This window comes from Ornithinimicrobium sp. INDO-MA30-4, assembly GCF_021535045.1.
Classification (GTDB): domain Bacteria; phylum Actinomycetota; class Actinomycetes; order Actinomycetales; family Dermatophilaceae; genus Ornithinicoccus.
The window spans coordinates 762,632-775,735 of the sequence record NZ_CP091056.1 but is presented as its reverse complement, the minus strand read 5'-3'; the positions used below and the strand labels follow the sequence as shown (position 1 = coordinate 775,735).

Below are 13,104 nucleotides of genomic sequence, written 5' to 3'. Positions count from 1 at the left end.
GCGTCGGATCGAGAAGTTTGGACGCCTGGGGGTCAGGGGGCCGCAGGTTCAAATCCTGTCAGCCCGACAGTGTGATGTCTCAGGACATCCGCGACAACGGACCTACGGAAACGTAGGTCCGTTGTTGTTTTGGGTGGGGGTTTGGGTTGGTAGTTCTTGGTGGGGTCGAGGGTGAGTTCGCGCAGGATTTCTCCGGTGATGGTATTGATGATGGTGATATTGAGGTCTTGGATGAGGAGTCGGACGTAGGTTCCGGCGTAGGTCCGGCCGATGCCGATGTGGTGGAGTTTGCTGTTGTAGCGCAGGGTGACCGATCCGGTTTTGCTGACGCGGTCATCACGGACTCGGTGGTGAGTCTCGGTGGATCGGTTTCCTGGTGTGGCTTTGGGGCGTGCGGTGTAGGCCGCTGTGGGGGTCGCGTGGTGAGGTAGTGATCGGTGGGGTCGGGTTTCGTTGTACTCGTGCCGGAACTGGTTGATGAGTCGCTGAAGTTGGGTGATGTTCTCGGGTTGTGGGTGTTGGGCTCGTAACCATTTTTTGAGGGTTTGTTGGAAGCGTTCAACTTTTCCTTGGGTGGTGGGGTGGTTAGGTTTCCCGTTCTTTTGAGTGATGCCTCGGGTGCGGAGTTCGATCTCGAAGGTGCTTTTGCCGCCGCGACCACCGGCGAAGCGTGCGGTGTAGACCATGCCGTTATCGGTCAGGGTGGATGCGGGGTACCCGTGCTGGCCTGCCGCTTTGGTGAAGGTGGTGACCACGGTGGTCGCGGTGATTCGGTGGTGGGCGCTGATATGGAGTGCGTAGCGGGAGTGGTCATCGAGCCAGGTGATGATCTTGATGTCTTTGCTGTTGGGCAGCATGTAGTGCGTGAAGTCTGATTGCCAGGTTTCGTTGGGTTGTTCGGCTTCGAAGCGAAGGTAAGAGCTTTTCGGGCGTTTCTTCGGAGTGGGGGTGATGAGGCCGTTGCGCGCGAGGATTCGGTGGATCGTGGCACGGGAGATGAGGGTGTGGTGTTCGGGGTGTAGATGCCACCGGATGGTGTCTGCGCCGGCGTCATGTCCTTGTTGGGTGAGGGTGTTTCGGATATCCAGGACCAGGGCCGTGGTTTCTGGGTCCGTGGTGTTCGGGGTGTGGTGCGGCCGGCGGGATTGTGGCTCGAACGCGGCTTCGCCGATGGTGTCGTATCGGGCTTTGAGTCGGTAAACCCAGGAACGGTGGACACCGTACTTGGGGGCTACCTCGGTTGGGGTGAGGTGCTCAGTGGGAAGGGCAGCGATAACCAAACGCGCTTTCGACATCTACGAGGATCACCACGCCACCGACACATCAGCGTCATCGCGGATGACCCGAGACATACTGTCGCGGATGTCTTGAGACATGTGTCGCGGATGTCCTGAACCACAACACTGTCAGCCCGACAGATTGTGCCCTGGTGGGAGTTGCTCTCACCAGGGCTTTTTTGTGTCTTGAACCAGCTCGGCCCATCACCGCGACGCAGTCAAAACACGGCATATGTGTCTGTTCTCTTAGAGTGAGCGCAGTGGCCACAACGCGGTGATCGGAGATATCCATGTCCAATTCAGCAGGCAGCGGGCCGAGCGGTACCCCAGCGATGCGACCGGTGCGGATCGGCGTGCAGATCCAACCACAGCACGCGGCATACGAAAAGATCCGAGAGACCGCTGCGGCACTGGAAGACCTCGGCGTCGACATCATCTTTAACTGGGACCATTTCTTCCCGCTGTTTGGCGAGGCCGACGGACTGCACTTTGAGTCGTGGACCATGCTGGCTGCGATCGCGGAGCAGTCTCAGCGGGTAGAGATCGGTGCCTTGGTCAACTGCAACAGCTATCGAAATGCCAACCTGCAGGCTGATATGGCTCGCACCATCGACCACATCAGTGCCAAGGGCGGTCAGGGACGATTCATCTTTGGCACTGGGTCCGGCTGGTTTGAGCGAGACTACGACGAGTACGGCTATAAGTTCGGCACGGCGGGCAGCCGGCTTGATGACCTTGCGGAGAGCCTGCGGGTCATCGAGGACCGATGGTCAAAGCTCAACCCTGCGCCCACCCGCAAGATCCCAGTGCTTATTGGGGGTGGCGGCGAGAAGAAGACGCTGCGACTCGTGGCAAAGCATGCTGACATCTGGCACAGCTTTGTCGACGCTGAGGTCTTGGCGCACAAGTTGGGTGTCTTGGCTGAGCACTGTCGTGTCGTCGGTCGAGACATGTCGCAGATCGAAGTCTCAACGGCCGGGGATGAGCCAGGCAACGATGAAGCCGAGGCCAAGTTTCAGCTTGGCGCGCGGCTCTTCACGGTCAGCACGTCTGGACCCGACTATGACCTGTCGGAGATCAAGGGCTGGCTTGAGTGGCGCGACGCGAAGAACGCCTAACTTGAGGCAGTGATCGAGGAGGAGACCGCGACGCCGATGGCCACCGCTGTCGAGGCGGCTATGGCTGCACTCGTGGCGGCCACAGCGTCCGACACCATGCTCGCGTCCCAGTCGCCGTCTTCGATGGCCTTGGCTCGCTGCTCCACCTGCTTGTCCTTGCGTGCACCGGAATCAACCAGGACATTCAGCAGGTTTGCCCCCGACAGGGCAATGATGGACGTCGTTCTTGGGTTGGGCGTCAGGCCACGCACCAACGCATCTTCAATTTCTTGACGCAGGTTGTCTTCATGGAGTTGATCCGCGGAGCAGCATCACATCTTCGACAACAAACAGTTCTGCATTCAGTTCCGTATTCATGTGCCGAAGATACTCGCACTTTTGGCCCAGCCAAACACTCGCAGTGGATCGAAATGGCTGGCCTGTCAGGCACAGCGACTACGATTAGCACAGGCCAAGAAAGGGTATGCGTGAAGTGGCGAATCGTGCGTGACGAGTCGGAGCCGCGTGACCCCGCTGCGTCTATGGCGATGCTGCAAGAAGTCCTTGATCGTCCCCTTGACCCAGGCTACGAATCGGCTGCTGCGCAGAGTGCGCGTGGGGAAGTCGGCGTCAACGTCGCCGAAAACACCCTCATCATCGTGACCTGTTTGATTCTGGGCTTTCTGTTCTCCACGGCTGCCATCACGTTGCGCACCCCTGACCCGGTCGACGCGGTAGAGCGGACTGAGCTAGCCGAGCGGATAGACGCTGAACAAGCGCTCGGGGATGTTTACAGCGCCGAGATCGAATCCCTGCGGGCCGACGTGGCATCTCTTGAGGAAGCGCAACTACAGCGGGCCGGCATTGTCGAGGGTGATGAGATTAGAGACCTCGGTGAGTCCGTTGGTGCCACCGCACTGTCTGGCCCCGGGGTGCTGGTCACGATGAACGACGCCCCCGAGACGAAAACTCGCCTGCCTCGGACGGGGAGTTGGACGCTGAGCGCGTGATCGCCCAAGATCTGCAGATTTTGACCAACGGAATGTGGGCGGCAGGCGCGGAGGGCATTGTCATCAACGATCAGCGACTCACGTCCACCTCATCAATTCGCTTTGCGGGGGCAGCAATCGTCGTTGACTTCAAAGGGATAGCGCCGCCGTATGAGGTCCGCGCCATTGGCAACGAAGAGCTGCTAGAACAAGAATTGACCATCGGCAGTACCGGCCAATATTTGATTGACCTCGGCAATGAACACGGCATCCTGTCTGAGGTTGTCGTCGAGGACGAAATGACAATTCCAGCAGCCGAGCGTCTAACGACCAGGGTGGCGCAAGTTATCACCGAGAACGAAGAAGGGGAGTAGCCGTGATTCCAGTTTTGGGTCTCGTCGTGGGCATCGTGCTGGGGCTCCTGCTTCAACCTGAGGTGCCACTCTTTTGGAGCCGTACTTGGCAATCGCCGTCATCGCTGCCCTCGATGCAGTCTTTGGTGGAGTCAGGGCCTCGCTAGAGGGGATGTTTAACGACCGGATCTTCGTGATCTCCATTGCGTCCAACGTGCTCGTTGCTGCCGTCATTGTCTTCCTTGGCAACCAACTCGGAGTTGGAGCGCAACTGTCCACCGGTGTCGTCGTCGTTCTAGGTTTGCGAATCTTCTCGAACGTCGCAGCGATCCGTCGTCACCTCCTCGGAGCCTGAGCGGTGGCGAACAAGAAAAGAGGCGCCAAGCCCAAGCCAACGCGCGCCGTATTGCGATCGCGCAGGAGGCAGCCACGAAGGCCCGGTCGGCTCAAACCAAGCAATCTCAGGAGGACCCACGGTTCGCCGTGGCGCCTGCGCCCGACCCGGAGCCCGTGCCGTCTGCGGAAGAGGCCGCTCCGGCTCAGCCCGATGAGACTGCACCTCAGCCGTCATCGCATGCCGTCGCGCAACTTGCTGGTGAGGGTGCTCGCCCCGAGATCAGCCAGAGCACGGCTCGACGCCGGTTAGCCAGGCTCGGGCGTTTCAAGATGACTCGCGGCAACCTTGCAGCCGCTGTCGTCACGTTGGCTATCGGCGTGGCCCTCGTCGCGCAAGTGCAAAACACCCAGGCTGGCGACCTAGAGAACCTTCGCGAGGCTGACCTGGTTGCTTTGCTCGATGACGTGTCCGACCGCGCTGACGCGCTCGAGGACGAAGTTCAACAGCTAGAGCAGGACAAGGCTCAACTGGAGGGTTCCGACGGTGCTGACGCGGCCGCGGCTGCCGCGGCGCAACGACTTGAGAGTTACCAGATTTTGGCTGGGACAGTGCCGGTATCGGGGGAGGGCGTCACGATCACCGTGATCGACCCGGACGGTGAGCTGACAACGACCACGATGATCGACCTCATCCAAGAGTTGCGCGACGCTGGCTCCGAAGCCATCCAAATTGGTCCAGCCCGCGTCGTGGCAAGCAGTTGGTTCGGCGTTGCTGACGGTCAACTGACGGTCGACGGCATCACCTTGGACCAGCCATACACAGTCACTGCCATTGGCGATTCCCACCGTTGGCCGGTGCACTAGCCATCCCCGGCGGCTTCAACGACAGTGTGGCCCGCAATGACGGAGACGTGGTTATCGAAGAATCGGACGTGGTGACGATCACCGCAACCACCCAGCCACGCGAAATGCAGTACGCCGAGCCGGTCCCAGCCACCGATGGGCGTTAAGGTTTCATACGACACGACGACGTGGCTCCTTCACCGGGAAGCCACCCAGCCTGGAGGACGCTCATGAGCGAGTTCGAATACCCCAATGACCTGCGATACACCTCCGATCACGAGTGGATCGCTTCAAAGGGCGATGGCACTGTCCGGATTGGTATCACCGCCTTCGCGCAGGATGCCCTTGGCGACGTCGTCTACGTCAGCTTGCCCAATGTTGGCGACACGGTCACCGCTGGTGACGACGCGGGTGAAGTCGAGTCCACCAAGTCTGTCAGCGACATCTACGCGCCACTGGCCGGCGAGATCACCGCGGTGAACGACCAGCTCGATGGCACGCCTGAGCTGATCAACACCGACCCCTACGGTGCAGGTTGGATGTTTGAGATGAAGCTCTCTGACGACGACTCTTTGTCCGAATTGATGGACGCCGAGACATACAAAGCCTCTGTGGCCTAGCCCATCTGGGCCTCCGCTCCACTAGAGTGGGGCTTAGGCCTTTCTGGGGATTCCCGGAAAGATCTTCCGCCGTTGGCTGAGGCGGCATTCGACTGAAAGAAAGCAGGTGCGCCCGTGACGGAGCGTGAGCGTGAGCACCACGCCTATGGAACCGACCCCACGACGGCTCGGATTCCTCATGGCTTAGATGTGCCAGCATCGGAATACTCCTATGAGGATGAAGCCCCGCGGCTCTCTTCGGAGGACCAGAAGACCGTCGACGCCCTGCGTCCGGGCACCGCACTTTTGATCGTGCTGCGTGGGCCCAACACGGGTGCTCGATTCTTGCTGGACGATGCCGAGGTCGGCGCAGGCCGCCACCCCGAGAGCGACATTTTCCTCGACGACGTCACCGTCTCCCGTCGGCACGCGGTGTTTGTCCGGGAGAGCGGGTCCTACGTGGTCCGTGATGTGGGCTCCCTCAATGGAACGTATGTCAATCGTGAGCTGATCGACGAGTCCGGCCTTGAGCAGGGCGACGAGGTCCAGATTGGCAAGTTCCGTCTCGTCTTCTATCGCGGACATCAGTGACCGGAGCGACAGCTTCGTCAGACCTGCCCGGTGGTGCATCCATCGGGCAGGTCTTGACTCTTCTCTCACCAGACTTTCCCGATCTGACCATTTCCAAGATTCGTTTCTTGGAAGCAGAAGGCCTGGTGCAGCCACGTCGGCGCGAAAGTGGTTATCGCACGTTCAGTAGCGCTGACGTGGGCCGACTGCGTTTTGTGTTGACTGCCCAGCGTGATCGGTTTGGCCACTGAAGGTCATTAAGGACGCCCTGGACCGGCTGGATCGTGGGCTTCCGGTGCCCGGTTTGGATGAGAGCGCTCCGGTCCCAGAGAAGCCCGAAACCGCACCGAGTGCGGCTAGTGAGCCAGCGGCTGCCTCCAAAGAGAGCCTTCGCACCCGACGTACGGTGCGGATGAGCCCTTCGGAGTTGCGCCAGGCAACGGGTTTGGACATGCCGACCTACAGCGCCCTGAAATCTTTTGGCCTGTTGCGTGTCGATGCCGCTGGGCGGCACGGCGCCGACGATGCCGATGTGGCGCGCGAAGCAGCTGCCTTGGCTGCCTACGGCATAGAGGCTCGCCACTTGCGCCTTTTCCGTGTCGCCGCTGATCGCGAAATCGGACTGGCTGAGCAAATTGCTCAACCGCTGAGGCGCAAGCAAGCCCGCGGCGCCGCTGGTCCCGAGCCCGAAGACGTGCAGGCCGACATCTTGGCTAGGACGCTGGCATTGCACGTCGCTTTGGTCCGTTCGGGGCTGACCCAACCCAACTGAGGTTTCCGGGACACCAAGCAGGTACGGTGGTCGCGTGAAGGAATTGGACGTCCTCGGTGTCCGCGTCGAAATGCCGACAAATTCGCCTATCGTGCTCCTGCGGGAGCGCGAGGGCCAACGCTTTGTGCCGATCTGGATCGGTGCTCCCGAAGCGACGGCTATCGCCTATGCCCAGCAAGGAGTTGAGCCGCCACGACCGCTCACTCATGACCTCATGGTCACCCTCGTTGATGTTCTGGGGCATCAGCTCGATCACGTGTTGCTGACCTCGATGGAGGACGGCATTTTTTATGCCGAATTGGTCATGGACGGCGGCAAACATGAAATCTCGGCTCGTCCCTCCGACGCCATTGCTCTGGCCTTGCGGGCCGCTGTTCCGATCATGGCCAGCGACGAGCTGCTTGAAGAGGTCGGCGTGACCATGGCAGTTGATGATGAAGATGAGGTCGAGCGCTTTCGAGAGTTCCTCGACAACGTGTCAGCCGAGGACTTTGAGGCGATCGATCCCGACAGCGAGCCCCCAACCGAAGACTAAATCTTTGTCACATCTGTCACATGCGTAACAGCATGGGGCGCGTCGGTCGTTGACCAGAGCGGCTGGCGCGCATACCGTCATATTCACAGGTGGCATTCACGTTGACTGCTTGGTAAGTCCGAATAGCGCGATAGCCCAACACTGAGGTCAAAGGAGGATGCCGTGGGAGCGGGAGTACATAAGCCCGGTCAGCCCGAAAATGGGTCGGCTAATGCGCAAGGCGTTCTCTTTGACCAGGACGCACCTGCTTTTGACGAGACCATCGGATATCGGGGCCCCACCGCTTGCGGTGCAGCTGGCGTGACCTACCGCCAACTGGACTACTGGGCGCGGACCGGCTTGGTTGAGCCCACGGTCCGCAATCCCAGCGGATCAGGCACCCAGCGCCTCTACAGTTTTCGCGACATCTTGGTCCTCAAGATCATCAAGCGACTTTGGATGCTGGTGTCTCCCTGCAACAGATCCGCGTCGCAGTGAACCAATTGCGCGACCGCGGCGTGGCAGATCTGGCCAACATCACGCTCATGAGCGACGGTGCCGGAGTGTATGCGTGCACATCCGACCAGGAGGTCATTGATCTGCTGCGTGGCGGTCAGGGCGTCTTCGGTATCGCTGTCGGAAAGGTGTGGCACGAGGTAGAGGGCGAACTGGCCCAACTGCCCAGCGAACGTAGCGAAGAGGTTCCGGTGGTTGCCACCGATGAGCTCTCAGCACGTCGCCAGGCCCGCAAAACCAGCTAAGACATTCCAGCAGTCCCAGTGGTAGATTTGGGCTTGCTGTAGACGCTATGCGGGAGAGTCCTCATCTCACGCACGGGTTGAGGCGCCGAAGGGGCAAACTCCCCAAGTCAAGCTCTCAGGCGCCAGGACCGCATAGACGAGGCAACTCTGGAACGGTGCACCCGCGGAGCAGCCGCGGATTGCCTGGGCAGAGGGGGAGGCATCCGCTGTGGGATCGCGTAGGAGCCTCATGACCGCAACAGACCAGCCCCACCTCGATCACGTTGTTACTGACGACGAATCTGATCAGCCCCAGAGTTTCCTTGCCGACTTCGTTGGTCGCCATATCGGGCCGCGTGGCGATGAACTCACCATGATGCTCAACGTGGTGGGTTATGACTCGCTCGAGTCACTTATCGACGCTGCGGTCCCGGCCGGTATCAAGACTGAGACGGGTCTCTCCATGCCGGCTGCCTCGTCGGAGCAGGTCGTCATTGATGAGTTGCAACAACTGGGCCAACGCAATCAAGTGCTGACCTCAATGATCGGCCTGGGCTATTACGGGACCCACACGCCCGCCGTGGTTCGCCGCAACATCTTGGAGAACCCCGCTTGGTACACGGCCTACACGCCCTATCAGCCCGAGATTTCCCAAGGTCGCCTCGAGGCCCTGATCAACTTCCAGACTGTCTGCTCTGAGCTGTCCGGCCTGACCACCTCGGGTGCTTCGTTGTTGGACGAAGCGACGGCCGCTGCTGAAGCAATGACGGTGATGCGACGCACGAGCAAGACTGCCAAGGACGCGGTCCTGCTGGTCGACAGCAACATCTACCCGCAAACGCGTGCTGTTTTGCAGACGCGGTCGGCCCCACTCGACATTGAAATGGTGCAAGCAGACCTGAGCGGTATCACTGATGCTGAGGCACTGCGGGCTGCAGCAGGGGACCGTGCAGTCTTTGGCGTCATCGCGCAGTACCCCGGCGCTGACGGCTTGATTCACGACTTCTCGGCGCTTGCAACGGCAGCCCACGAGGATGGCGCCTTGGTGACCGCGGCCACCGACCTGCTGGCACTCACCGTTTTGACGCCTCCGGGAGAGTGGGGCGCGGACATCGCAGTCGGATCTACCCAACGCTTCGGTGTCCCTATGGGCTTTGGTGGCCCACACGCCGCGTTTATGAGCGTGCGCGCCGGCCTCGAACGCACACTGCCGGGACGCCTGGTCGGGGTGAGCCAAGATGCCGATGGCCGCGTGGCATACCGACTGGCACTGCAGACTCGCGAGCAGCACATTCGTCGCGAGAAGGCCACGAGCAATATCTGCACCGCCCAGGTCCTGCTCGCCGTGATGGCCAGCATGTATGCGGTCTATCACGGACCGGCGGGGCTGCGTCAGATCGCTTTGGACACCCATGCCAAGGCCATCGCGCTCAAATATCGTCTGGTCGAAAATGGCGTCAAGGTCCTTGACGGCGACTTTTTCGACACCATCACCGTTGAGACTGACGGCTATGCCCGCTCCCTGCAGACCGCTGCAGAGACAGCCGGGATCAACATCTGGGTGGTTGACGACAACCGCCTACAGATCAGCACCGATGAGACCACCACGCTGGAACAACTCGACACGATTTCTCAAGTGTTGGGCGGGGCAACCGTTGAGGTCATCCCCTCCTGCAGGAGCCATCAGTTGAGGACGCTTTTGTCCGAACTAGCACCTACCTTGAGCACCCGGTGTTCCACCGTCACCGCAGCGAAACGTCTATGTTGCGCTACATCAGGTCACTTTCCGACAAGGACTTTGCCCTCGATCGAGGCATGATCCCGCTCGGCTCGTGCACGATGAAGCTGAATGCGACCACCGAGATGGAAGCGATCACCTGGCCTGAGTTTGCCAGCGTCCACCCGTTCGCCCCCGAGGCTCAGTCTGAGGGCTATCGCGCTCTGATCACTCAACTGAGTGAATGGTTGTGCGAGGTGACGGGCTATGACCAGGTCAGTCTGCAGCCCAACGCTGGCTCACAGGGGAGTTCTCCGGGCTTCTGGCGATCAGGTCCTATCACGTGGCGAATGGAGACGACCAGCGTCGAATCTGCCTGATTCCGGCCAGTGCGCACGGCACGAATGCGGCCAGCGCGGTCATGGCTGGCCTCAAGGTCGTCGTCGTCAAGACCAGCAGTGAAGGCAATGTTGATCTGGATGACCTGCGAGCCAAGATCGAGAAGCACCGCGAAGAGTTGGCCGCCATTATGGTCACCTACCCTCAACCCATGGCGTGTTCGAAGACACCATCACCGAGTTGTGTGAATTGGTGCACGAAGCGGGTGGCCAGGTTTATGTTGACGGTGCCAACTTGAATGCCGTCATGGGACTGGCCAAGCCCGGCGAGTTCGGCGGCGACGTAAGCCACCTCAACCTGCACAAGACGTTCTGCATTCCACACGGTGGTGGTGGCCCCGGTGTTGGACCGGTCGCTGTGCGCGAGCACTTGGCGCCTTACCTGCCCAACCACCCTTGGCTTCTCTGGCCGGCCCCGAATCGGGAGTTGGCGCCATCGCTGCAGCACCCTATGGCTCCGCCAGCATTTTGCCGATCTCGTGGGCCTACGTGCGCTTGATGGGCGGTGCTGGCCTGCAGCGCTCAGCCCAGGTCGCGATCTTGGCGGCTAACTACGTGGCTAGCCGGCTGCGTGAGGCATACCCCATCTTGTACACGGGTGAGCACGGCCTGGTTGCGCACGAGTGCATCTTGGACCTGCGCGAACTCACTAAAAGCACCGGCGCAACCGTTGATGATGTGGCTAAGCGACTCGTTGACTACGGCTTCCACGCGCCGACCATGTCGTTCCCCGTCGCAGGCACGTTGATGGTTGAGCCAACCGAGAGTGAAGACCTTGCTGAGCTGGATCGATTCTGTGACGCCATGCTGGCCATCCGTGGCGAGATGGAGCAGGCCGCCTCTGCGGGTATCGAGGGCAGCGTTTTGCGTGGAGCGCCGCACACGGCACTGTCGCTGGCCAGCTCGTGGGAGCACAACTATGACCGGATGGATGCCGCGTTCCCCGCTGGTGTTGACCCATCGCGCAAATACTGGGCTCCGGTGTCTCGTATTGATGGTGTCTACGGCGACCGCAACCTGATGTGCAGCTGCCCGCCCATTGAAGAACTGGCTGAGCAAGACTGACGAACACGCGAAGTGGCACCGAAGGCGCACCTGCTTTCGGTGCCACTTTGTTATCGGTGTGCCCTAGCCCATTGCGCGAACATGTGGTTGGGTTTGGTGCATGGGTGTCGAGGTTAGTTCCGCCGCGTTTACGCGCGAGCAAAGAGTCAATTTCCGTGACAAGGTCTTGCTTGATCTTGATGTTTTTGAGCGCATGCTCCAAGAGAGCCGTTTCGACTTCACCCGGACCCAGATGGGACTGGAAATCGAGTTGAGCCTCGTTGACGGTGAGACGCTGGCTCCAGCGCTCATTAATCAAGAGGTGCTGCAAGACATCACTGAGGGAGACTTCCAATCGGAGGTGGGCCGCTACAACATTGAGCTCAACGTGCCACCGCGGCCCATGGCTGGGGACCAGGCTGTTCGCTTGGACCGTTGGCTTAATGGGTCGTTGCGCAATGCTGGTGACGCCGCTCGGTCGCACGGCGCACGCACCGTCGCTGTCGGCATCTTGCCGACGCTGCATCGCGAAACTTTTGATGGCGACTGGCTCAGCCTGGGAGTTCGTTACACCGCGCTCAACGACTCGGTGTTGCGCGAACGCGGCGATGGTCTGGAGTTGCAAATCGAAGGCCCCACAGGGGAGCGCGTCGATGACTACTTCGAGACCATTGGACCCTTGTCCGGCTGCACATCAGTGCAGTTACACCAGCAGGTAACGCCACAGGACTTCCCGCTGTATTGGAACGCGGCATCGGCAATCACCGGTGTCCAGATCGCTATGGGTGCCAACTCGCCCTATCTCTTTGGCAAGCGGCTTTGGGCTGAGACCCGCATCCCGCTCTTTAGCCAGATGACAGACACTCGCACCGTTGAATTGAAGCATCAAGGCGTCAGACCCCGCGCATACTTTGGGCGCAGCTGGATCACCTCGATCTTTGACCTGTTCGAAGAAAACGTTGAGTGCTTCCCGGCGCTACTGCCCGAGGTCTCAGACGAAGACCCGATGCAAGTGCACAAAAACGGTGGCACTCCCGAGTTGCCCGAGTTGCGACTGCACAACGGCACGGTATGGCGCTGGAACCGGCCAATTTATGACGTGGTCAAGGACGTGCCCCACCTTCGCGTGGAAAACCGAGTCCTCCCAGCTGGCCCGACGGTCGTGGACATGGTGGCCAACGCTTGCTTCTACTACGGACTGCTTGAGGCGCTGACCACCAGTGGGCGCCCGATCTGGACCAAAATGCCGTTTGAGCACGCCGAGGAAAACTTCGATCAGGCCGCTCAACTGGGCATCGAAGCCCAACTGTCATGGCCAGGAGCCGGCAAATTGCCAGCCACTCAGTTGGTGCAAGATCATTTGCTGGAACTGGCCGAGGAAGGCCTGGCAAGTCTGGGTCTGCGCCGGGAGGTGCGCAACTACTACCTCGAGATCATCGAGGGTCGCTGCAAGACCGCCACCAACGGCGCAAGCTGGCAGGTGGAGGTTACCGAGGCTTACGAGGCCGCCGGTCACGATCGCAACTCAGCATTGCGCGAAATGTTCCGTCACTATGTGGATCACTCGGAGATGAACCAGCCAGTGCATACCTGGCCCATCCCTGAAACTGAGGCACCCCAAAGTAGTGCCCGTCACGGGCAGGATCGCCTAGCGACGACGGTTCCACGCCTCAATGACTGGGTCCTCATGGTGGTGGCCCAGAATGGCTAACGCACCTGTCTGGAAGTCCAGGTGTCGGCCAAATCGCGGGTCTCGGCGCAGGTAGACACCGGTGAGGATGCGCAATGCGTGGCCGTGACCGACCAAAGCGACGTCACCGTCATGCAACATTGGGTGGATGGTGGACAGCACGCG

General features: G+C 60.4%; 14 protein-coding genes, 3 pseudogenes and 1 riboswitch. Of the genes and pseudogenes, 14 read left to right on the top strand and 3 right to left on the bottom strand.

Translation table 11 applies throughout. From position 1 onward, the window contains the following. Positions 1–32: 32 nt before the first annotated feature. On the bottom strand, positions 33–1,295 hold the full coding sequence (locus L0A91_RS04480; protein WP_235246018.1) for an IS481 family transposase: 1,263 nt from the start codon (positions 1,293–1,295) through the stop codon (positions 33–35). Between the two features lie 272 nt (positions 1,296–1,567). On the opposite strand from L0A91_RS04480, the gene L0A91_RS04475 reads away from it, so the two are divergent. After that, positions 1,568–2,395: an LLM class F420-dependent oxidoreductase gene (locus L0A91_RS04475; RefSeq protein ID WP_235246017.1), complete on the top strand. Its 828-nt coding sequence runs from the start codon at positions 1,568–1,570 to the stop codon at positions 2,393–2,395. On the opposite strand, the gene L0A91_RS04470 is transcribed toward L0A91_RS04475, so the two are convergent. Next, entirely contained in the window at positions 2,392–2,646 is a 255-nt protein-coding gene (locus L0A91_RS04470; protein WP_235246016.1) for a hypothetical protein, read from the bottom strand. The genes L0A91_RS04475 and L0A91_RS04470 overlap by 4 nt on opposite strands. Before the next feature lie 231 nt (positions 2,647–2,877). On the opposite strand from L0A91_RS04470, the gene L0A91_RS04465 reads away from it, so the two are divergent. The 13 genes and pseudogenes from L0A91_RS04465 to L0A91_RS04410 all read left to right on the top strand — a co-directional run bounded on the left by L0A91_RS04465 (position 2,878) and on the right by L0A91_RS04410 (position 12,960). Continuing rightward, the gene (locus L0A91_RS04465) at positions 2,878–3,384 is read left to right on the top strand and encodes a hypothetical protein (protein WP_235246015.1); all 507 of its coding nucleotides are present in this window, start codon (positions 2,878–2,880) and stop codon (positions 3,382–3,384) included. Then, a complete protein-coding gene (locus L0A91_RS04460) occupies positions 3,366–3,737 on the top strand; it encodes a DUF881 domain-containing protein (protein WP_235246014.1) in 372 nt (123 codons plus the stop codon). Before L0A91_RS04465 ends, L0A91_RS04460 begins: the two co-directional genes overlap by 19 nt. Before the next feature lie 2 nt (positions 3,738–3,739). Beyond that, a pseudogene (locus L0A91_RS04455) lies at positions 3,740–4,071 on the top strand (small basic family protein). 128 nt (positions 4,072–4,199) lie between these two features. Next, complete coding sequence (locus tag L0A91_RS04450; protein WP_235246013.1) at positions 4,200–4,916, top strand: DUF881 domain-containing protein; 717 nt, start codon at positions 4,200–4,202, stop codon at positions 4,914–4,916. Further along, positions 4,901–5,062 carry a hypothetical protein gene (locus L0A91_RS04445; protein ID WP_235246012.1) on the top strand — a complete coding sequence of 54 codons (162 nt, stop codon included), beginning with the start codon at positions 4,901–4,903 and terminating at the stop codon, positions 5,060–5,062. The genes L0A91_RS04450 and L0A91_RS04445 overlap by 16 nt, the downstream gene beginning before the upstream one ends. Before the next feature lie 63 nt (positions 5,063–5,125). Next, positions 5,126–5,515: a glycine cleavage system protein GcvH gene (gcvH, locus tag L0A91_RS04440; protein ID WP_235246011.1), complete on the top strand. Its 390-nt coding sequence runs from the start codon at positions 5,126–5,128 to the stop codon at positions 5,513–5,515. A gap of 114 nt (positions 5,516–5,629) precedes the next feature. Beyond that, complete coding sequence (locus L0A91_RS04435) at positions 5,630–6,085, top strand: FHA domain-containing protein (RefSeq protein ID WP_220122539.1); 456 nt, start codon at positions 5,630–5,632, stop codon at positions 6,083–6,085. Beyond that, positions 6,082–6,315 carry a MerR family transcriptional regulator gene (locus tag L0A91_RS18350; RefSeq protein WP_311198005.1) on the top strand — a complete coding sequence of 78 codons (234 nt, stop codon included), beginning with the start codon at positions 6,082–6,084 and terminating at the stop codon, positions 6,313–6,315. The genes L0A91_RS04435 and L0A91_RS18350 overlap by 4 nt, the downstream gene beginning before the upstream one ends. A gap of 53 nt (positions 6,316–6,368) precedes the next feature. Continuing rightward, positions 6,369–6,836 (top strand): hypothetical protein, encoded by a 468-nt coding sequence (locus tag L0A91_RS18345; RefSeq protein WP_311198004.1) that lies wholly within the window; start codon positions 6,369–6,371, stop codon positions 6,834–6,836. A gap of 34 nt (positions 6,837–6,870) precedes the next feature. Beyond that, on the top strand, positions 6,871–7,371 hold the full coding sequence (locus tag L0A91_RS04425) for a bifunctional nuclease family protein (RefSeq protein WP_235246010.1): 501 nt from the start codon (positions 6,871–6,873) through the stop codon (positions 7,369–7,371). A gap of 162 nt (positions 7,372–7,533) precedes the next feature. After that, positions 7,534–8,111, top strand: a pseudogene (locus tag L0A91_RS04420) (MerR family transcriptional regulator). A gap of 40 nt (positions 8,112–8,151) precedes the next feature. After that, a riboswitch (glycine riboswitch) is annotated at positions 8,152–8,252 on the top strand. A gap of 88 nt (positions 8,253–8,340) precedes the next feature. Further along, positions 8,341–11,270: pseudogene (gene gcvP, locus L0A91_RS04415) on the top strand (aminomethyl-transferring glycine dehydrogenase). Positions 11,271–11,370: 100 nt separating this feature from the next. Then, the gene (locus L0A91_RS04410; RefSeq protein WP_235246008.1) at positions 11,371–12,960 is read left to right on the top strand and encodes a glutamate--cysteine ligase; all 1,590 of its coding nucleotides are present in this window, start codon (positions 11,371–11,373) and stop codon (positions 12,958–12,960) included. On the opposite strand, the gene L0A91_RS18340 is transcribed toward L0A91_RS04410, so the two are convergent. Further along, on the bottom strand, positions 12,898–13,101 hold the full coding sequence (locus L0A91_RS18340) for a histidine phosphatase family protein (RefSeq protein ID WP_311198003.1): 204 nt from the start codon (positions 13,099–13,101) through the stop codon (positions 12,898–12,900). The two genes, L0A91_RS04410 and L0A91_RS18340, sit on opposite strands and share 63 nt — an antisense overlap. Between the last annotated feature and the right edge of the window lie 3 nt (positions 13,102–13,104).

What these genes read in the sequence shown, in the direction of transcription:
- L0A91_RS04480 (WP_235246018.1), bottom strand. Translation starts at nt 1,295, where the DNA reads ATGTCGAAAGCGCGTTTGGTTATCGCTGCCCTTCCCACTGAGCACCTC.
- L0A91_RS04475 (WP_235246017.1), top strand. Translation starts at nt 1,568, where the DNA reads ATGTCCAATTCAGCAGGCAGCGGGCCGAGCGGTACCCCAGCGATGCGA.
- gcvH (WP_235246011.1), top strand. Translation starts at nt 5,126, where the DNA reads ATGAGCGAGTTCGAATACCCCAATGACCTGCGATACACCTCCGATCAC.
- L0A91_RS04410 (WP_235246008.1), top strand. Translation starts at nt 11,371, where the DNA reads ATGGGTGTCGAGGTTAGTTCCGCCGCGTTTACGCGCGAGCAAAGAGTC.